16 protein-coding genes and 1 tRNA gene are annotated in these 21,158 nt (G+C 50.2%); 9 read left to right on the plus strand and 8 right to left on the minus strand.

What is annotated here, in order from left to right:
- Positions 1–115: 115 nt before the first annotated feature.
- Complete coding sequence (locus ACO1NT_RS05535; RefSeq protein WP_449047426.1) at positions 116–301, minus strand: hypothetical protein; 186 nt, start codon at positions 299–301, stop codon at positions 116–118.
- A gap of 47 nt (positions 302–348) precedes the next feature.
- On the opposite strand from ACO1NT_RS05535, the gene ACO1NT_RS05540 reads away from it, so the two are divergent.
- The 5 genes from ACO1NT_RS05540 to ACO1NT_RS05560 all read left to right on the plus strand — a co-directional run bounded on the left by ACO1NT_RS05540 (position 349) and on the right by ACO1NT_RS05560 (position 6,826).
- Complete coding sequence (locus tag ACO1NT_RS05540) at positions 349–1,470, plus strand: hypothetical protein (RefSeq protein ID WP_449047427.1); 1,122 nt, start codon at positions 349–351, stop codon at positions 1,468–1,470.
- Positions 1,471–1,550: 80 nt separating this feature from the next.
- Positions 1,551–2,453: a glycosyltransferase family 2 protein gene (locus ACO1NT_RS05545; protein ID WP_449047428.1), complete on the plus strand. Its 903-nt coding sequence runs from the start codon at positions 1,551–1,553 to the stop codon at positions 2,451–2,453.
- 118 nt (positions 2,454–2,571) lie between these two features.
- Positions 2,572–4,755 carry a peptidase domain-containing ABC transporter gene (locus ACO1NT_RS05550; protein ID WP_449047429.1) on the plus strand — a complete coding sequence of 728 codons (2,184 nt, stop codon included), beginning with the start codon at positions 2,572–2,574 and terminating at the stop codon, positions 4,753–4,755.
- A gap of 25 nt (positions 4,756–4,780) precedes the next feature.
- Positions 4,781–6,094, plus strand: coding sequence for an HlyD family secretion protein (locus tag ACO1NT_RS05555; protein WP_449047430.1), 1,314 nt, complete (start codon positions 4,781–4,783; stop codon positions 6,092–6,094).
- An 18-nt stretch (positions 6,095–6,112) separates the two neighbouring features.
- Entirely contained in the window at positions 6,113–6,826 is a 714-nt protein-coding gene (locus tag ACO1NT_RS05560) for a hypothetical protein (protein WP_449047431.1), read from the plus strand.
- A gap of 66 nt (positions 6,827–6,892) precedes the next feature.
- Here the strand turns inward: ACO1NT_RS05560 and ACO1NT_RS05565 are convergent, their stop codons facing one another.
- Positions 6,893–9,511 (minus strand): hypothetical protein, encoded by a 2,619-nt coding sequence (locus ACO1NT_RS05565; RefSeq protein ID WP_449047432.1) that lies wholly within the window; start codon positions 9,509–9,511, stop codon positions 6,893–6,895.
- Between the two features lie 855 nt (positions 9,512–10,366).
- Between ACO1NT_RS05565 and mgtE the strand changes: the two genes are divergently transcribed.
- The 4 genes from mgtE (at position 10,367) to ACO1NT_RS05585 (ending at position 13,688) form a co-directional block, all read left to right on the plus strand.
- Entirely contained in the window at positions 10,367–11,743 is a 1,377-nt protein-coding gene (mgtE, locus tag ACO1NT_RS05570) for a magnesium transporter (RefSeq protein WP_449047433.1), read from the plus strand.
- A complete protein-coding gene (locus ACO1NT_RS05575; RefSeq protein ID WP_449047434.1) occupies positions 11,740–12,396 on the plus strand; it encodes a hypothetical protein in 657 nt (218 codons plus the stop codon). Before mgtE ends, ACO1NT_RS05575 begins: the two co-directional genes overlap by 4 nt.
- Positions 12,397–12,401: 5 nt before the next feature.
- Positions 12,402–13,478 (plus strand): hypothetical protein, encoded by a 1,077-nt coding sequence (locus tag ACO1NT_RS05580; protein ID WP_449047435.1) that lies wholly within the window; start codon positions 12,402–12,404, stop codon positions 13,476–13,478.
- A 136-nt stretch (positions 13,479–13,614) separates the two neighbouring features.
- Positions 13,615–13,688: transfer RNA gene (locus tag ACO1NT_RS05585), tRNA-Asn, on the plus strand.
- Positions 13,689–13,790: 102 nt separating this feature from the next.
- Here ACO1NT_RS05585 and ACO1NT_RS05590 read toward each other — a convergent pair.
- The 6 genes from ACO1NT_RS05590 to ACO1NT_RS05615 all read right to left on the minus strand — a co-directional run bounded on the left by ACO1NT_RS05590 (position 13,791) and on the right by ACO1NT_RS05615 (position 21,148).
- Positions 13,791–14,084, minus strand: a complete 294-nt coding sequence (locus ACO1NT_RS05590) for a GNAT family N-acetyltransferase (RefSeq protein WP_449047436.1) — start codon at positions 14,082–14,084, stop codon at positions 13,791–13,793.
- A gap of 194 nt (positions 14,085–14,278) precedes the next feature.
- On the minus strand, positions 14,279–15,805 hold the full coding sequence (locus tag ACO1NT_RS05595; protein WP_449047437.1) for an AMP-binding protein: 1,527 nt from the start codon (positions 15,803–15,805) through the stop codon (positions 14,279–14,281).
- Complete coding sequence (locus ACO1NT_RS05600) at positions 15,789–16,769, minus strand: hypothetical protein (RefSeq protein ID WP_449047438.1); 981 nt, start codon at positions 16,767–16,769, stop codon at positions 15,789–15,791. Before ACO1NT_RS05600 ends, ACO1NT_RS05595 begins: the two co-directional genes overlap by 17 nt.
- Positions 16,754–17,437 carry a phosphatidate cytidylyltransferase gene (locus ACO1NT_RS05605; RefSeq protein WP_449047439.1) on the minus strand — a complete coding sequence of 228 codons (684 nt, stop codon included), beginning with the start codon at positions 17,435–17,437 and terminating at the stop codon, positions 16,754–16,756. Before ACO1NT_RS05605 ends, ACO1NT_RS05600 begins: the two co-directional genes overlap by 16 nt.
- A complete protein-coding gene (locus ACO1NT_RS05610; RefSeq protein ID WP_449047440.1) occupies positions 17,437–18,519 on the minus strand; it encodes a DUF3419 family protein in 1,083 nt (360 codons plus the stop codon). The genes ACO1NT_RS05605 and ACO1NT_RS05610 overlap by 1 nt, the downstream gene beginning before the upstream one ends.
- Complete coding sequence (locus ACO1NT_RS05615) at positions 18,512–21,148, minus strand: PEP/pyruvate-binding domain-containing protein (RefSeq protein ID WP_449047441.1); 2,637 nt, start codon at positions 21,146–21,148, stop codon at positions 18,512–18,514. Before ACO1NT_RS05615 ends, ACO1NT_RS05610 begins: the two co-directional genes overlap by 8 nt.
- Positions 21,149–21,158: the final 10 nt, after the last annotated feature.

Raw genomic sequence — 21,158 nt, forward strand, 5'->3', positions numbered from 1 at the left:
AGCTATAAAAAAGCTCCGGAGGAGCGGGATAATTATTATGCCGCTCCTCCGGAGCTAAAATTCAATATCGTATTATATTCTCTATAAATATTACGCTTCTCCGAAGCTAAAAAATTTACTTCGCGTAGCTGTACATATAGGCTTCAACGGCCTTTAGCTCTTCATCCGTAAAGGTTTTGGTAATATAAAAGTTGGTTTTCATTACTTCAAACTGAGCCGGGTCTACTATAGGTTCGGCATCTCCTTTTAAGAAAGTTGGTATATCGGCTTTTTTCTCCTTATATATTTTAGCAATTTCCATAATGCTTGGGCCTATGGCTTTCTCTTCGACGTATTGTAAAGAAGGCGTTGCGCGACGACACGGAGCTAATTATTGTTGGAGAGGACGATATTCAATTTACCGACGATTATTCAGAAACATTACTTCTGAATGGAATAAATGAAGCAAAGCGGCGAGATGCGGATTTACTCCTGGGGGGGGTCAGTTGGTTCAATTTTTCGGTGAAGGTCTCTTCAGAACTATTTTGGATCGATCTGTTTAACGGCACCCATTTCATGGTGATTTTTAAAAAATTTTTCGGTCAAATTTTAGAAGAAAATGCCATCAATAATAACGCGCTGTTTACGGTTGATGTTAAGTTATCGCATTTAACCCAAAAAAAGATGGTGTTTCACCCCTTTATTTGCACACAAAGAGAATTCGGCTATTCAGATGTAAGCCTAAGCAATAACGAAAAGGGGTACGTCGATAAAATCTTTCAGTTCTCGAAAAATAGGCTTGGTTCTTTAAGCCAAGTAGCCGACTTTTACAAGCAAATAAATTTGCCTATTCATCGCGTCTCCAACGAAGACTTCAAAGTGTCTTCATTTGTTTTTTTAACTGATTCGAATCAAAAAAATGCCACTCGGAGATCTGTCGCCAACGAGTTTCGAAATCGAAACGAGTTTGACCTTTCCTTCATTGAGACAAAGAATAAGCCTGAAGAATTAGATTGGGACCTATTTAAGCAGGTGATTGAAAAGGCTTCGAAAGACGACAACGATGTTATCGTGGTCGTTTTTGAGCATCACGAATTTGCGCCAAACTACAACAAATCAAAATTTTTTTCTGATATCATCGAAGCACATTATCTAGGCGCATCCATAGTATTCGGCGGCGCAAGATCTTTTAATAATGTGGTGTCGGTAATTGACAATCTTTATTGGATTGACTACGTCGATGATGCGCCATTTTTGATAATATTCAAAAATATTTTTGATAAAATTATAGACTTTTCCCCATCAGCGAGCGAAAAATCCTATTTCTTTTATAATATATGTAATTTGACAACACATAAAATGCTTTTAAGCCCCTATATCTCCATACCAGAGAGAGATGATTTTTTGCAAAACCCCTCACAGCACCCCTATGCTTCTCATCATAAGATTCTTAATGTGGTTAAAACGGTAAAACAGAACTTTGCAAGTTGATATGCCGAACTTTGGTTAAAGTTGAGTCCGTTGTTGAAAAACTAAAGCTCTTGAATATTCAGAACATTAACTGACGATGTATGGCAAGATACCGGGTCCCGATTTCAATAGTGATGCCCTGTTTCAATGTTGAAAAGTATGTTGCGGAGGCGATCAAAAGCATATTAAATCAAACATTTAATGATTTTGAACTGATTGTCGTGGACGACGGGTCGACGGACGGTACTACAAATGCAATTCTTGAAATTTGCGACGATCGAATTAAGCTAGTTAGACACGAACAAAATTACGGCAATTATCCTGCTCGAAACACTGGTATTTTGGTGGCTTCCGGAAAATACATCGCCATGATGGACTCAGATGACATAGCTCTGCCCGGACGATTGTTGGCCCAGTATGATTATCTCGAGAAAAAGAAAAGGATAGGGGCCATAGGGAGCCATTATAACGCTATCGACCACGGAGGCGGTTATCTTTATACTTGTAAGGGACCCTCAACTTATATGGATTTTAAAATCTGGTTATTACAGAATAACTGTATGTTACAGTCAAGTATCATGATTAGAAGACACTTGATAGTAAAGCATGGTCTCCTATATAATACGAGATATATATATTCTTCCGATTATGACTTCGTTCGTAGGTGTGCATGTTGGTTTCCAATCTATAATATTCCGCAAACCTTAGTTAATTATCGGGTGCATAAAGAGCAAATATCCAATAATAAAAAGAAAGATCAGTATATTTTTGGACAACAGGTTCGCGAGCAACAGTTTGCAAAAATGGGTGTCAAAAAGGGCTCACAAGGTATGCAGCTGATTAACAAAATGATGAGCCATCAAAATCTAACCAAAATTGAAATAGAGGAATGCTGCGTGGTTCTAAATGAGGTTTTGCAATTTAACAAAAAGTACAAGTTCTATTCTCCTTCGAAGTTGTATGATTTTTTTCAATCAATGGTGGCGTATTACTTGGCAAGATAGTCTTGATTGCCATACACTTGAAGGAAAAGAAGCTGATGATCAGGTTATCAAATACAAGGAAAGACATTATTGATTCTATTATGGACATGAGACCTCACCTATTTAACCAAATTAACACTTGAGACCTTTCTCCCATTATCGCCAACAAGACCAGATGGATTGCGGGGCCACCTGTCTGCGCATGGTGTGTAAACATTATGGCCTTAACACAGACATCTACCGCTTGCGTCAACTCTGTCAGGTAACCAAAGGCGGGGTAAACCTATTGGGTATCAGTGAAGCGGCAGAAAAAATCGGCTTCCGCACGCAGGGAGTGAAATTGACGCTCGAACAACTCTCCAAAACCCCACTTCCTTGTATCCTTCACTGGCGGCAGAATCATTTTGTGGTTCTTTATGAAATCGGGCGGGATGCGTACCGCGTCGCGGATCCGGCTAATGGAAAGCGGAAACTCACTGGTGAGGAATTTTCTGATGAGTGGTTCGCCCACCGAGAGATGCACAGCGGGATTTCACTTTTACTTAGCCCGACCCCACGGTTTTACGAGCACGGTGATGATGAGGAGGGCGAAGGCATGCGGTGGAGTACGGTTCTCCGTTACTTTTATGTATACCAGAAGCTGTTCATCCAACTCCTGCTCGGTCTGCTGGTGGGCACCCTCCTGCAGCTCATCACGCCGTTCCTAACCCAATCGGTGGTGGATATCGGCATCAGTACGCGCAACGTCAATTTTATCCACCTCATCCTCATCGCCCAGATAGCCCTGTTCATCGGGCAGACGGGCGTGGCATTCATCCGCTCGTGGATACTACTGCATATCAGCACACGGGTGAATATCTCCATCCTCACCGATCTACTGATAAAGCTGATGGAGCTTCCGATGAAGTTTTTCGAAACCAAGACCACAGGTGACATCATGCAGCGGATGGCCGACCAGCAGCGAATCGAGGCGTTCCTTACGGGCTCGACGCTGAACACCTTGTTCTCCTTCGTAAACCTCATCGTCTTCGGGCTGGTGCTTGCCTTCTACAACGGCGGTATATTCTTGGTATTCACTGTTGCCACCATCCTCTATACCGGCTGGATACTGCTGTTTTTGAAACGCAGGCGCGAACTGGACCACAAACGTTTTGCCATCGCATCGGATAATCAGACCCATATCGTGGAGCTGGTGGGGGCCATGCAGGAGATCAAGCTGAATAACAGCGAGCGGCAGAAGCGCTGGATTTGGGAGGGGATACAGGCGCGGTTGTTCAAGTTCAAAGTAAAAAGCCTGGCCCTGAGCCAGTACCAGCAGGCCGGCTCTATGGCGATTAACCAATTGAAGGGTATCTTGATTACATTCATGAGTGCAAAAGCGGTGATAGACGGCGACCTGACGCTGGGGGGCATGGTGGCCATCCAGTACATTGTGGGCATGGTGAGCAGCCCGATCGAGCAGCTGCTGGGTTTCATCCAGTCTTACCAAGACGCCAAAATCAGTCTGGAACGGATCAACGAAATATACGGGGAGGAGGACGAGGAGCCGGTGGAACGCGAATGGCTCCGTGATTTACCTAATGACAAGGGTATTACCCTCCATAACGTTACTTTCCGTTATCCGGGTGCGGGCAACGAACCGGTACTTACAGATATCGATCTTACCTTTCCGGAAGGGAAAACAACGGCCATTGTGGGAATGAGTGGAAGTGGCAAGACCACCATCCTGAAACTGATCCTCCGATTCTACGAACCGGAAACGGGCGAAATCCGGGTCGGCCAGCATAAACTGGACCAGATCGGCTTCGCCACGTGGCGGGATGCCTGTGGGGTCGTGATGCAGGACGGGTTCATCTTTGCCGATACGATTGAAAACAACATTGCCGTGGGGGACGGATACCCGGACAGCAAAAAAGTAGAAGCGGCCATCCGTATGGCTAATCTGGGAGAGTTCATCGAGGAGCAGCCCTTCGGCCTGAGGACCAAGATCGGTGTCGCAGGCAAAGGCATCAGTCAGGGGCAACGGCAACGACTGTTGATTGCGCGGGCCGTGTACAAGGACCCACAATACATCCTTTTTGATGAGGCAACAAACGCGCTTGATGCCAACAACGAGCGTGTGATCATCGATAATTTGAGGGGTTTTCTAAAGAACAGGACGGCCATTATCGTAGCCCATCGGTTAAGTACGGTGAGCCACGCGGACAATATCATCGTGCTGGACAAGGGGGGCGTGGTGGAACAGGGTACCCACCACGAACTGGCGGCCAAACGGGGCGAGTACTACAAATTGGTGAAAAACCAGTTGGAATTGGGGAATTAGTTTTTTGGGACGACAGACAGCAGACATGAAACAGCAGACCGATTATCAGTCACCAATCAACCACACTAAATCCGAAATCCACACGGAAGACATCCAGGATATCATTGGTACCCCCCCGCATGGATTGCTGCGCTGGGGCATCACGTGGGTGTTGGTCGTATTGTTGGGCATTGTGGCCTTGGCGGCTTTCATCCGCTATCCCGATATCGTGTGGGCACCGGTACGCATAAATGCGGCTAATGCGCCGAAGGCGGTGATCAGTAGGGTAGCTGGCAACTTGGTGGACGTTTTAGTGGAGGAAGGCGATTCGGTATCGGCAGGCCAGCCTTTGGGATGGATGGAAAGCACGGCTGACCATCAAGAGGCACTGCAGCTGCTGGGAAGGCTCCGCACGATACGCGATGAGCTGCACAGGGCATCCGCCACTGAAGTGCCTGTAACCATAGACGCCCCTACCGGATTGCAACTGGGCGAACTACAGGGAAGTTACGAGGCGTTCTACCAGTCATACCTCGCTTACCGCGCAGCCACGGCCGGCGGCATCTACCTGAAACAGCGGGCATACATCCGGCAGGATACTGAAAATATCGCCCGACAACGAGCGCAGTTGGTACGACAGCAGGAATTGCAACGACGCGAATACGAGCTTGCCGAACAGGATTTCAAACGTTACGAAACACTGGCAGAGAAGAAAATGATCTCACCCGCGGAGTTCCAGGAAGCACAGGCCATATTACTGGCCAAGCAGCATCCCCTACGGCAAACTGAATCGGCTTTGCTGTCCAACGAGGCCAGCAGTACGGCCAAGGTGAAGGAGCTGGCGGACTTGGACAATCAAATTACCGAGGAGAAGGCTAAATTCATGCAGGCGCTGAATAGTCTCATCAGCGATGCGGAGCAATGGACGCGCCAGTACGTGCTCATGGCCTGGCAGACCGGCACGGTGTCCTATGCAGGTATTATCCAGCCGGGGCAGTATATCGAGGCGGGGCGGGAAGTATTCTACGTCAACCCGGGCAGCACGGACTTTTTCGGCGAAGTGAACGTACCACAATACAATATGGGTAAGGTGAAAAAAGGTCTGGAAGTATTGGTGAAGCTGGACGGCTATCCATTCGAACAATATGGGGTATTGAGGGGCACCATTGGAAAGATGAGCAGCGTGCCGTACCGGGATAGCATCTTCCTTTCACGGGTGGATCTGGAGCCGATTACCCCCGATAGATCCATTCGGCTCACCATCGGGATGCTGGGAACTGCAGAAATTATCACCGAGGATGCTTCGTTGTTGCAACGATTATTGAGGAATATTAAGCTCGTGTTGGCGAGGGGGAAATAAACCAATCGAAAAAAGCCAATGCATAGTTATGACATAGGATCAAGACAGCTTGAACAATTGGAGGTCAGTTTCACTGATAAGGAGCGGAATGTCTATATTAACTTTCTAAATGAAGTTTATCTTAACGACGAGGAACTTCAACGGTTAGTTATTGCATTAAATAAGATCCTCGAACAAAACGACCAATTAAAGATATATCCGCAAGAATCGTTATTTGAGTTTTTTGCGTATCATCTTTATAAAGCACAAGTCAAAAACGCTCTGGGAGGATGGTCTATCGAAAAAGAAGCAGTGAGATTTATAAAAGAGCAATCCGAGGTCAAAACAATTCTTGAATTTGGATCGGGCAATGGTACTGATGCACTGTTAAGGGATTTTGACGTAACCAGTATTGAACATCAAACGGCATATACATATCAACGGCATACAAACCACATCTGTTTATATGCTCCTATTAAAGATGGCTGGTATAAACGAGCTATCGTTGCGGAGGCTCTCGAAAAACCCTTTGATTTAATTATTGTTGATGGCCCACCGATGGAATTGAGGGCTGGTTTAATTAAGAACCTAGATCTTTTTAAGAATTTAAGAACCCCAGTACTATTCGATGACGTGAATAGGATATTGGACCATCATGTTATGGAGGAATTCTGCAAAGCGCGGAATTACAAAAGCCAGATTATTCAGGGCAGGGAAAAGCAATTTGCTTTTTGTGTTCCACTTGAAAGTTAAAGTGTATGGCAATAACGACTCGGGGATAACCGAACTTTATAAGGCATTTCCTAGGGCGCCATTTCCTCAATAACTGTACCCAATACTGTACGTGGCGAAAACCCGCTGCGGCGCGCTCGCCTCGTTGGCGTAAACCAATTTGACGCCAATGTCGAAATCGGGTAGATAAAACCGTAGCAGGTTCATATCGGCCCGAAGCCCAATGCCAAACGTGCGGGGTTGGAATGGCATATTGGCGCGTACATTCTGGAAGTCGGCAAACACCCCGCCTTTAAACCGCTTGATGTAGGCCAGCGGGCCGATGGCCCAGTCGGGATAGGCGATGGGAAACCGGTAGCTGAACAACAGGGTATTGTCTACCGGTACCGGTTTTAGCCTGTCATAGCCACTTACCAGCGGGATGTCATCGATGAGCTGGTAGGTGCCACTGCGCCGTTGGTAGTTGAACCGAGCAAGCAGCGAATGGTTGCGCCATAAGCCCGGGAAATAGAATGCTGTACGGAGAGAGAGGTGTTCGCCGCTGAGTTTGCCGTCGAAAGGGAAATGCCGGTAACCGACGCTTATATGCTGCCCCCAACGGGGGGCGACGTCCAACGCGCTCTGTCGGACGTTATGGTTGAAGTAAGCCCGGTAACCCATCGGAAACCGGATGCCACTGATGAACTGCTCTTGGAACCGTGGTTCACTCAATCCATACCTGTTGGTATAAGAAGTTGCCACGCTCACGCCGGTGGTGAATACATGGTTGAGCCGGTAGAAAGCCAGCGGAATGTCCATTTGCAGGGTTGCAACGTTTTCCCGCCAGCGGATGCGCGCGGTGTCTACGGCCTCGCCGTTGGTTACCCGGGCCGCGGCCAACTGGCCGCGGTTGAGGTACGCCAGTGAGAATTTCGGGAAGAAGCGTTGGTACGCCACCGATGCCGAATACGTGCCGGAACGGATGTCGCTGTCGTACTGATAGCCCAGCCGGATCTGCGTCGTGTTCAACAAGTCGTCAGAAAGCCAATAGATACCGGGTTTGATATTCCCTATATTTTCGAAATTACCGTTGTCTACCGACAAACTATGGAAATTCACGAGATTTTTGACGCCGTAATAAGCCGTAGAAGGCCATAACTCAACATCGGACGTATCTTCTGTCGTAAAAATGGGTTTTTGGCTTACAGGCGCTTTAAAATGGCTTATCGGCAAATCGCTCATTTTTAGCCGGCTGATTCGGTAACCGTTCACTTGGTAATTATTGAACCATAAGGAGTTGCCGGCGGTGTCCACCGAAGGGTTGAATGCACCGAAGTGGGCGTTGGTAAGCTGGTATACCACACCCTGTTTATCCAGGGCGTACACGTTATCGATATCGTTGAAATGGGCTTTGAAAATGATGCGGTCGCCTGCATAGATCGGTCGCTCTATTTGCTGTGCTTGCCAGTCGAGAAGGTAGCGGTATGTGCCTGTCGGGATATCCAATTCAATGATGGCTGCGCCTTTTTCAGAAATCCCCGTTGCCACCACCTTCGTGCCGGTAGGGTTGAACGACGGCGTTTGCAGCAGGATGTTCCCGGGGGCAGGGAAGTGTGCAAGGGGTAATCCGGTCTCGGTGTCGAGCAAAACCAGGCCGATGTTATTACTTTCGTCGACGGCTACGGTGGCGATCTGTAAGCCGTCGGGATGCAGCGTGGGGGAGAAATACCTGCTCTTCCGGGTAAGTTGCCGATAGGTCTTGCTGTGGAGGTCATACAGGTTGACCACGCTGTATGTACGCTTGCCGTAGCGGCTATCCCGACGCACCTCATCCCATACAATTTTACCGGCGGCATAATCGAAATGGGACTGGGTTTGGCGGCCGGTTTTTATCACCTCGGTGTGCCGCCCGGACGTATCTACGATTACGATTTTAGGCACCTCTTTCACGCCCCTATATAGGGCGATGATGCGGCCGTCCGGTAGCGCTTGCGGCAGCAGCCAACTCGCCGGTTTTCTATCCCGGGTCAGGGGCAAAATAGGATAGTCCATCGGGGCATTTTCTAGCATTTGGGCATGCCATTTTTCCGAGAGATTTTCGGTTACCTTTTGGTGCCATTTCCGTGTGCCGTAGCCGGTGTATTTGCGGAGCGAATTAGCGAAATTATAAGGGCGTATCGGAAGCTTGGCCATGCGGCTCATCAGGCTGTCGAGAATGCCCGGACCATGCTCGTCTTGCAGGGTGGAGGTCATGAAATAACCGAGTTCATAAAAACCGGGGGTGACGTCTTTGAGCGACCCTAGATAATCTTTCTGGTAACTGTAATTTTTTCCACTAAGCAAGTTCGTTCGGAAAGGCATTTCCCACGAAGGGAGGCGGCCGCGCCCAGCGTTGGACAATTCGGTCTCGACCACGACCGCATCACCTTCGAAGAACCAAGCGGGCAAGGTAACACCATAGATAGCCAAGGCCAGCTGTTCGAAAAAAGGGGCCCGTAAATAACCTGTCAATTTGTCAAACTGAACCACGTGGCGGAGCTCGTGGATGGCAAGGTTGTCTAGCCATTTCTGGAAATCACCCTGTTGGGGTGGGGTGGTGTAAAACTCGGAACGGCGGGGCGCAAGCTGCACGTTGCCATTGGATTCTACCGTTTGGTTTTGCAGAATGATGGAAATTTTCCGGGGTTTCTTGCCGAGGGTTTCGCTTACGCGTTCGCGTAACTTCATGAGTTTTCCAGCCAGCTGCTGCGCCTCATCTTCAAATGATGACGGGTAGATCAATTGGAAATTTTCCGTTTGTATTTGGCGCCATCTTACACTTGGGGGGTACTGGTCGTCGTTGAAAATTTGAGAAAAAGTGCAATGTGAATGAAAACAAAATATAATTGATATTAAATATTTGATTATTAGTGAGTAATTTATATATAATGGAGTGCTCATATTGGATTGCTAATATATTTGGTAAAATGAACGCTTTTCAATTTGTTTTTTGTGAATATAAAGTTTATATGAAATTTATATATAAACTGATTTACAGTTATAAGTGTTTTTTATATAAATCCCTTCGATGCGAATAATAGATGGTAAATAATTGCCAGAAATGATGTCGTTTTCCATTTTTGCTATACATGACGTTGTTGGTGGAAATTGCTAGCTAAAGTACACTATCTTTTCGAGTTTGGATACGGGAAATTTTTCTGTGCGTGGCTGGTCTCCTATTTACGGGCCAAGGGAGGCCCAAGTGAATGTGCCGTAAAAACGTGACGTACCTTTCGGTTTGTGACGGCATGGGCTGTGGACGTGGCGCCGTATCGTGGCGTCGCCGCCTGCTAGCGATTTCTTGATAGCCGTGGTGTGGCGGCCGTACGGACAGCCTGTCGGGGTGGCGCCCCTCGGTGTGGGTGGTCAATGCCTTCGGCAGATGACATTTTGTCTTTTATTCGTTGCGGCTACACTTCCATCCACCGTTCTTCACCGCCTGTTTTTTCATGTCGACTTGTTCGTTCTTTTCCTAAAAAAAGCCGACTTTTGCAACCAAATCTTTCACCAATGTAGGACACTGTTTTTAAGTTAGGAGGGCCCATGGACGAATTGGATACGCTGGTTGGACAAACCGAAATGCTCTTAGCAGAAGGCAGTGAGGAGCAACTCAGGGAGTATCTTGATGACCTGAATATATCGGACGTGGAAGCCCTTATCGACGAGCTGCCGGAGTACGGTGCGAAGTTCATCGAGACGCTTAGTATTAACCGGGCGGTCCACGTTTTTGGCATCCTTGATTTCCCCACACAAGAGCGGATTTTCACGAAGCTCTCCGTCCCTAAAATTACGGAGCTGATCAACGAAATGCCGCCGGATGATCGGACGTCTTTTTTCAGTGATTTGAAGGGCGACGTGGTGAAGCAATTGATCATTCTTTTACCCCCTTCCGAGCGCAAGGAAGCACTGGCTTTATTGGGCTATCCGGAGGACAGTGTGGGCCGGTTGATGACGCCGGATTACATTACGGTAAAACAGCATTGGACCATCACGCGCGTGCTTGAACATATCCGCAAGTACGGACGGGATTCCGAGACGATCGATGTGCTTTATGTCATCGATAAAAATGGCGAGTTGCTCGATGATATCCGGATACGTAATATTCTCGTGGCCGACCCGGAAACGCGGGTGCGGGACATCATGCACAGCCGCCTGATTTCGCTTAACGCAAACGATCCGCAAGAGGATGCCATCAACGTGTTCCGGATGAATAATCGGGTAGCGCTTCCGGTGGTCGATTCGCAGGGGATTATGCTGGGCATCGTCACCATCGATGACATCCTTTGGCTGGCCAACGAGGAGTATACCGAAGACATGCAGCGTATCGGTGGTACGGAGGCCTTGGATGAACCTTACCTCGACGTGTCCATCCCCCATTTGGTAAAGAAACGCGCCGGCTGGCTGATTGTGCTTTTCCTGGGGCAACTGCTCACGGCGACGGTGCTGGAACACTACGAAAGCCAATTGGCGAGCGCGGTGCTCATCCTGTTTATGCCGGTAATCCTTTCGAGTGGCGGGAACAGCGGATCGCAGGCCTCCACCTTAATCATCCAGGCGATGGCACTGGGCGAGGTAACGCTCGCCGATTGGTGGCGGGTGATGCGGCGTGAAATCCTTTCCGGCTTGCTGCTGGGGCTGATACTCGGCGGGCTTGGCTTTCTCCGGGTGTGTACGTGGCAGGCGTTTGCGCATGCCTATGGCGACCATTGGGTGTTGGTAGCTGTGGTAGTAAGCCTATCGCTATTGGGGGTGGTCCTTTGGGGCTCGCTGGTGGGCTCCATGCTGCCGTTCCTTTTGCGTAGGCTTGGCGCCGATCCGGCCTCCTCTTCCGCGCCGTTCGTGTCTACCTTGGTGGATGTGACGGGATTGATCATTTATTTCACGGTGGCCACGGTGGTCCTCGCGGGGGTGCTGTTATGAAATGGACGCAAATCATAGCGGGTTGGATGATGTTGGTGCTTTCGGTATCGAACCTCCCCGCGCAGGAAAGACCGGAAAAGTTTCCGGTTCTCTTGGACGCCGAGGTGGGTGTCGACCGATTTACGGCTTCGACCATGCATTCCATTTTCCCAGTGGGTGCAAACCTGAAGTTGGGCCCCGTTTTTGCCTTTGGTGACCAGTGGCGGTTCCGGATGCGACCCCATGCGGGAGTAACGTTTTTTTCGAATGAAATAGACGATTGGGTAACGGAACAACTGCTCATCGTGGAATTGGGCGGGCAGGTGAGTTATGATGCTTTTTACTTTGGGCAGGCAACTTTCTTCCCTTATGTGGCGGCCGATTTCAATTGGGTGGGTAATTTCGATGCGGAGCAGGAGGGAGACGGTGATGATACCGATGTCACCTATTCGGACAGCTACCTGCGGGGGACCGGGTTTTCGCAGGAAATGGGGTTGCGGATACAGGTGCGTGAATGGTATGTGAAACTGGGTTACGAGTTTTTCCGCCCTCGACTGAAGATCCAGAAGGAAATTATCGAAGATGACCTGGCGTCGGGCTATATCACACCCCGGACCCACCGCTTTAATTTCAATTCGTTTAACATGACCGTGGGGGCGATGTTGAGTTTATGAAGGGCATGGGTAAGAAAATACAGATGTTGGCCGCTGTTGCGCTGCTTTGGTGCTGCAACGGAAAGGATACGTTGCTCGATCGGTATCCCATGGAACCGATCGTGAACCCGGAGGTGGGTGTGCTGCTGGGTGGGAACGGCATGATCTACGTTGACTTCGATGGGCGGCAGCGGATCGGCGGTATTACTGAGACAGGAACATTCGTGACCACGGACAGGTTCCAATCGCTCAACTTTGAACCGCAACCATGGCAGGCGACGGATGGATGGGTCGCTTTCGGTGATGGCATTATCGCGCATTTGCAAAATGCAGGGGGTTCGTTCGCTCTGCGGTATTCAACAGATAATGGCAAAACGTGGACAGGGTATGGCGAAGCCATCGTGGACGAAGGTTCTGTTGCCTTTGGCGAGGTTGCCGCCGTGCAGTTATCCGTCGCGGCAGACGGCTCGGTTTGGGTGCTGGGCCAGCAAGATGGAGGAGGAGACAGGAGGGCATTACTGTACCAAGTGGACTTGGAGCAGCAGCGGAGCACATTGATGATGGAGAAAATAGGGGCAACGGCGCTGGCCTTTGGCCTCGCCGGTTCGGAACACGGCTGGGTGCTTTATAGCGAAGGGGGTGACGGTGCCAATCGTGTGCATGTATTGCGGACGGAAAACGGCGGCCGGTCTTGGGTTGACGGAGCGGCCTTGGATAGGATCGGCCAACCGGCCGTGGCACCCCTTACGGTGGATAACCTGTTGGTCTATGACGGAGAAGAAGATGCCGCTTTCCATTCGACGGACGGCGGTAGGTCATTTGAGCGAGTAGCGGTTGGCGGTGGAATTATCGCATGCCAAGCGGCATCGCCCGATGTGGTCTATGCGTTGCTGGAAAATGGGTTGGCCAAAAGCACCGATGCGGGACGAACATGGACGACGCAGGATGCGTTTGTGCACGGGGTGGGGGTTTCCGGTACCGCCCTGGATTTCCACAGTGCGCGTAGCGGTATCGTTTACGGTGCGGATCGCATATTCATGACCAATAACGGAGGGCAAAGCTGGGACATACTGGTATATCCGTATGATTATGTGTTTGAATAAGGCAGTATGACCCGTGGTGCAACCGGGTAATGATTGAAAGCTAGGTGATTGCATTGTTTTTGAAAAATTTTTTGTATATTCGAGGGAAAGTTCCGAATATTGCAGTCCCGAAAACGGGGTATACCAGCTAAAACACTCCTGAATAGCTCAGCTGGTTAGAGCATCTGACTGTTAATCAGAGGGTCGCTGGTTCGAGCCCAGCTTCAGGAGCAAAAACAAAGCCTTGCAGAAATGCAGGGCTTTGTTGTTTCTAAGCCCATTCTCAGTGTTTTAAGTCTTTATTTCTCGTTACGAGTAGTTAATATTTGCTTCTTATTTTTTAAACCATACATCCATGTATTCCTGGGGATGGCGCTTGAATTGCGCATGCACATATGGGCAAAGGGGAACAATCATCAGTCCTTTTTCCCGGGCATAGGATACAAGCCCATTCAGAAGTAACTTTGCGAAGCCGCGCCCCTCATATATCGTGTCCACTTCCGTATGGTAAACGGTTAACTTATCCCCCGAAACCGATATGTCCATTTTTCCTGCTTTTTTCCCGTCGGAAAAGAGTTCAACTTCTCCTCTGTGTTTGCCGTCTAATACGATCTCTGTTGTTTCCATATTGATTGATAAATAAATGATTCCTTTTTCTATGTCGTTTTTTGATGTACGCTAAGATACGGTCGAAATAAGTTGTATTCGTTAAATCAGTTTAATAAAATGCACCGTAATTGGCGTCTTTAAAAGGGTTCGGAATCTATCCGGGTACTATGGTCGTCTGTTGTCAAATGCCCCGTTTTTTTCTAAGGGCTGTATCAATCAATGGTTAACTTGGCATACTCAATCTTGGAATGATGGCGCGGATCCCTGGGCAGCGCCTGGAATTTCACCTTGGTAATCGTTATCGGTAGCTGCCGGATTGAGGCCAAGATACTTTCCTTGGCTGCCGCGCCGCCTACAGTCGATTCGATAAACGCAGTTATATTTTTGCCGTCGTAAAGAAGTGTTCCCATCTCCACCCCCGGCAGGGACTGCACATAATTCTCAAACACGAAGGTCGACAGCCAACCGTCTCTCTGTGGTATCAGCGTGCGGCATCTTCCGGTTAGGAAGAGATGGCCGTCTTGCAAATAGCCGCTATCACCCGTGCGATGCCAGTATATGCCGTTCACCCGGATTTTGTTGGCGCGAAGGGCCTCTTCATTTTGGTAATATCGGGTGAGCACGTGCGGGCCGGAAACGATGATTTCGCCCCAAGTCCTATCGGGCAGTTGCATATGTTCAAATGCCTCTGGCGACAAGTCAAATAGCGGCCCGTCTGTAATGGGGATAATTTTTACCTGGGCCTTATGGAATACGCGACCCACCGGTAAACCACGTTGCTGATCGAAGCCATAAGGTTCGGCGGCGAAATCATCCACAGCGATGGAGCTAATTGGTTCGGCTTCCGTAGAACCGTACAATATCCGCACTTGCTTGTCGTGAAATATCCGGCGGTACAGTTTGGCTTCTTTCAGGAATACCGGCGCACCACCGGTGAATAGGCTGCGTAGTATGGGCAAGGAACTTTTGCGTTCATCGACATGCGCCGCAAGGCGTTTCACGAAATAGGGCGAGGCTACCAGCCGCGTTACCCGGTGGGTATTAAGCTGGTTCACGATTTTCCACGGCTGCATCCGCGTGGGTTTCGCCGGGTTAAAGTCGGCAATGACCGATGTGGAACCCACGGCAAGGTTGATCAGTAAAATAATGGGCAGGATAGACATGTCTACATCGGAAGGTTTTGCATCGATTTCTGCTTCCAAGGCCTTAAACTGTTCGTAGAGAAAGCCGTGTGTCCGCAATGCCGCTTTCGGAACGCCTGTGCTGCCGGTAGTGAAAGTAACCAATGCGGCATCCATACGGGACGTCTGGCACATGGGGCCGATGTTACCTGCCGTAAGCGATAGCCCTAATTTGATGGGTATACGCCCGATACCCTTCGAAAAAAAGCGCAATAGATGAGCTTTCCAATTCCCAACGAAAGCTTTGCAATCCGCAAGGCGGCAACAGCTATCCAACCGATCCAGCTTGCTCCATTGGTCAACAAACACAAGGGTTGCGCCGACATAGAAAAGTGCCAGCACATTACGGTAAAGGTCTATGCCCATGGATACGAACAGCAATACCCGGTCACCCTTCCGTACCCCTTTCCGGTCGAAATATGCCGCTGTCTGCTGTACGTCCTTCGCCAATTCCGAAAAAGTGATGGTCGCTCCATCCCGGTCCGCGATGGCCGTTTTTTCCGGATACTTTGCGGCAGCATCCAGAAACAGACTCACGATGTTAAATGGATTTTCCATAGAGGGCGTATGTCTTTAGTGTGCGCGCATGGTAGCGATCCGACAGGGGTAGGGCATCCCCACCTTCAATCATGAAGGCACATATGAGTTGCTGGTAGCCCTGGGCCAGTCCCTTGTGGTAAAATGCGTCGAGTAGCACGCGCCCTAAGCCCCGGTACAACCGTTGGGGGTTGCGTGCAAGGGTTTTTATGATCAGGGATCGATGGGTTGGGTCCAACAGGTTAACCACACCCAAGGAAACACCTACCACCTCGCCCTTGTGCTCCGCGATTTGTACAAACTCGGGTTTCAGCGCAACCTTCAACGGTAGGTATTTTGCCACGAACGACGATTCACTGATGGGAGTGTACAGCAAGTTCCGTTTAAAGGACGCTTGCAGGAAAGGGTATAGTTTTCTCAGGTCGGCCTCATAGTGATTCATATCGATGGCGCGGAAGGTTATGCCATCTTGGAGCAGCCGGTTCCTTACCCGTTCGATTTCTCCATCTCCCCGTGGTACAAGGGGAGCCACGGTTGAATAGTAATGGGCGATCGGCTTGAAATCTATCGATCTCCACTGGTCGGGATAATACGATCGATGCATCATTTCCAGGAAGAATAGGGGCTTTGCCGGATCGTCGTGGAAGCGGTACGCTTCCCAGGTAGAGCCATTCATCGGACCGATAAGGAAATCCAACCCAGCTTCGTGTGCCCGCTGCTCAATTGCCCGGAAGAGGTAGACCACCGGTTCACTGTCTCCAACGGCGCCATACGCGCCCACCACGCCGACACGCTTATCCTTGTATTGCATATGGGGGTTGATATACAGCACGGCGGCAGCAAGGCAAACACCTCCCCGCTTTACCACGATGCCGGCATGATAGTGGTCGGCCGGAATACGTTCGTTTCCCGCGAGGACATGTTGTTGCAAAAACGTGCCGTACGCTTCGATAGGGTAAATTTCGGTGGTCATATGGTCATCCATGAAGCGGTTAAAAATAGGCTGATTATCACGGTAAATGGAATGGACACATTGTCGTACCCGTCGCCACTGACCGCTTCTGCCACGGTGGCCCACAAGGCAATAAACGCAAACGCCCATACATTGCCGGCAGCTGGATGGGATACATTGCCGTATCGCCAGCCGACCCATACGATAAAAAAAGCACTGATAAAGAACACCAGTGAACCCATCACCGTCTTGGTCGCCCCGGCTATCCGGTAGGGTTTCCAGGGCCACGTCTTGCCGCTCAATGCCGCCAGTGGATCACTGATGGCCAATACCATGATGGGAAGATAATAATAAATAGCTTGATGGCCTTGGTAACTGTATGACAGGTAGCAGCCGTATACCGCCACCGGATAGGCCAAGCTACCGACAGACTTGCGGTCGATGGCATTGATGGATTTGAGCATGTCGAACCGAAGCGAGCATAGGAGGATTACCGCAAAGGACGCGCATAAGAGCAATACCCACCAATGGTTGTCTAGCAACAGCGGGAAAAGCAGCGCAAGTATCCCCGTGCCGGCATGCACGAATTTTCGGGTGATTTCCGCTTTGACCTTAAAAAAGTGGTAGAGCAGTTCGCCGAGCGAGAAGAGTGCCAAATAACATCCGGCAAGGTAGAGGGTATGGGTCAAGTTCGTTTCCATTACTTTTGTTCGACGATAAATTGGTTATAAAAGAATCCAAGGTCTTCATTGGTCAGCGTGTTGGATAAATTACCCAAGTAGCGCACTTCCTGAAAGACGGTTGAGATGCGGCGAGGCACCATCAGGTTCCAATAGCCCATCTTGCCGCCCTCGGCCAGCAGCTTGATCAGCTTCCGAGCTGTTGCTTCGAAAATATGCGTGTCCATGTATTCAAAGATATTGGAGAGGTTCATCGCATCGAACGGGCCATAAGCGGTGGCTATCCGCTCGGCGAACCCTTGCCGGACTACCAATCGCTCCAGGTTGGCCTTCACCTGCTTGAACGGTGCGGGCTGCAGGTAATGGGGTAGCAAGGGGCCGTAATTTCCCGTGAGGTTGTACCGCAATATGGGGTTTTGTTGCGCTGTTGTTTTCTTGAGGTGTTGTTCAGCTTTTTGGAAGATGTGCGACGATACGTTGACGCCCACCTCTTTCAAAAATTGCGGGTCGCGCCCCAGTCGGCCCATGACCCACCGGCTGAAAAAGATACGGAAGAATAACCGCCAACGCCAGGTGTTCCAATGTTGGCTGTAAAATCGGATTTGTTCCTTTTCCTCCTTCGGCACAAACAGGCGCTCGACCTGTTGCCGCGAATGGATAAGTGGGAGTACCCGATGGGCAAAGTGGCGAAAATATCGTTCGAATTTGCCCTCGTGCACGATTCCCCGGGCAATGGCATCGGTATGCCGCTCCCAATATTGGCGTACGTCCGTTTCGAGCGCGGCTTTGATCTGGTTAAACAATACCCGTCGGTCCGTGCCGCTGCGAAAGCCTAGAAACACCAATGCGTCTTCATAATCCAAGTATTCGATAGCCGTCTTTTTCAGTTCGACGAGGTACAGCTGGGTTTGGTTGATGTCTACCGCAACAACCAACGCTGGGTCGGCCGTCAGGAGCGAAAAGCTATTATCTCCGGCTGATGCAATTGAAAGGATTTTAGCCCCTTCTTTTGGTGCCAGACCACGTAGCAGTACGTTGGGGTCTTCCCAGCAGTTAGCATAGCGGATGATGCTGAAGTCGACTTTTTGTTCCAGGTTAGCCATGGTGCCCTCCCCCATGTATAGCATCCACGAGCTTGATATCGCCTGTGCTGCCGTCCATGTCCAGCCAGTCGCCTGTACAGACACGGGCCAATAATCCGTTGACACCAACAATGCAGGGAATGCCCATTTCGCGGCAAACGATGGCCGAATGGCTAAGCAGGCTACCACGCTCCACCACGATGGCCCCGGCGCTGGGGAACAGCGTTACCCATCCCGGGTCGGTGCTGGTGGTCACGAGGATGTCGCCATCCAGGGAATCCACCTCATCGGGATGGTGCACCACGCGGGCTTTTGCTTTAACCCGCCCCGGGCAGCAGCCGATACCTTTCAGATCACCTTCCGTTAGCGGTACAGTTTGCTTGCTATAGAAATCGTTGCTTTGATATACCACGCCATACGTGCCGATTCGCTCGGCCGGCATCGGCAGCCGTTTGAAATGTTCGTGTTCCTCCTTCCGCACGGCCACGAGTGCTTTCAAGTTGGTCGTTGCGCTACGGCCTTCAATATAGGCGAAGACCTCTTCCTTGGTCAGAAAAAAGATATCGCGGCCCGACGCTAGGACATCTTCCTCATGGAAACGCTTGCCGATGGCGGTGAAGAGTTCGCGCACCATGCCAAAACCCCTCGTGCGCTCATAGCGCAAGTTTTCACGCGCGCTAACCAAGTCGCGCGCGTGTTTGAGCGTTTGATGGAAAAGCCATCTTTTCAACGGTTTTCCGCGCAAGGATCTCTTCATCACCACCTCGGCGTCTGTGCGTAGTTTTTCTTCGATTTGCCCGGTCGTCCGCACACTCGTTATCCCCGATTCCACATACGATTTCAGTACCTGCACAAATCGCGACGGGTCTTGGGAATAGGATATCGTTTCCAGCTTGAGCTCTCCGACACACCGCTCGCCGAAGTCGGCGATGTATTGCATTATCAGCTGCTTGGCGTGCTGGCTCTCGGGCTTTGCGTCGTACTGTAAAAATTGCCAGATATCCTCCGCGCTGTCTTGTTGGAAGGCCACCTTGAGATACGGTATATGGGTGATATAGGTTGCGATCTCCAAACTGCGGTGTATCGGTTGGGTGGAGATGATGTCTGCACTACCGCAGAGGAGGTCGTTGTGGATGTTGGGGTAGTTGCCCCCGGCGTATTGTTCACAGCGCTTTTTGAGTAGCCCGAACCCAATCATGGCAAAGAAATCATTTAATAGCGGGGCTTTCCATTCATGGAGAAGCGTCTGTTCGAAGTGGAGGTACAATGCCTTCAACTCGTTAGCATCCTTGTTTTGGAAATCCATAGCTTTGTATTGGTCGATGGTCCGGTCCAAGAGTTGCTTGAACGTGGAACGTTGCCGTGGGAGGGTACGGAAGTGGCCATACATGCTGATGGCCATTTTCACGATGCGTTTCCAGGCCTTGCCCTTGGAGAGGCGGTAACTTTCGGGTACGTCGAAACGTTCCTTCACACCCATCATCTGTTCCATGAAACGGGCATTGAGGCTATAGCCGGGCAGCATCGCTAGTAAATGGTACCACGAGCGCAAGTTGTAATACACCCGACCGTCGATATATCCCAGCATGTTGGCAAAGATACCTTGGTGGCGGCGGATGGTCGCTTCATCGACGCCCAGTATCGAAACGAATAGTTTATAGGCCGCCTCGTACGACTGGCTGATAAAGGAGAAGGTAAGGGGCGTCGTTACGCCCGGATAAGATTCGACGATGTTGCTGTTATCCCATACCACGTATTCGCTGGTGGGGTCGGGGAGTTTGGTAAGGCCAGTGATGGGGCGGGCCTGTAGGATGTAGAGGATACCGTCTTTGGTGGCAAACTCCACGTCTTGGTATAAACCGGATGCTTTTCGCAGCCTGTCCAGTAGCCTGTCCAATTGGCTGAGGATGTTATCGGGGATCGCGGGCCGGTTTTGCCATCCGCTAGGCACCCCGATGGTCGTTGTTCCACCCTTTCCGTAGGGGTCCAATGTCATTTTTTGTTTTTTCTGTATGGTCTGGTGGTTGATGACCCCTTGGTTGATGGTGTAGTTGTCGGCATCTAGTTCGCCCGACACGAGCCCTTCGCCAACACCGTACACGCCGGATATCAATTTTTCCTTCCGGTTGCCACTCACCGGATTCATGCCGAAGGCCACCCCTGCGGCGTCGGCATCGACCATTTCCTGCACGATAACGCCAATTCCCGGGTGGGGGCCGAGTTGGTTCGCTTGGCGATAGGCGTGTATCCGTGATGAAAACGCGGAGCGCCAAACGTCTTTTATTTTGTTCAACACATCCGCGGGTTTGACGTACAGGTAACTTTCAAACTGTCCGGCAAAGGAGTGTAACCGGCCATCTTCGTCCAGCGCTGACGAACGGACGGCCAAATACGCCGTGCCGGCAAATAGTCGGTCCAGTTCGGCTTGCGTGCCCTCAGGAAAGACGTACTTGTCTATAACGCGTAGCACGTCGGGTGTATGGTTGGGGTAGGGGGCAGCCCGTAATGCATCGGATAGCACGTCGGCGGGCAATACTACCCACCGGGGTACGTTCACTCCTAACTGACCCAACGCAAACAGGCTCGTGGCCTTGCCGCCGATGGCGGGATGGGTACGGTGTTGATATTGGTGGTCTTTAATAAAAAGCATCGTCGTTTCC

The organism is Parapedobacter sp. (assembly GCF_053550995.1).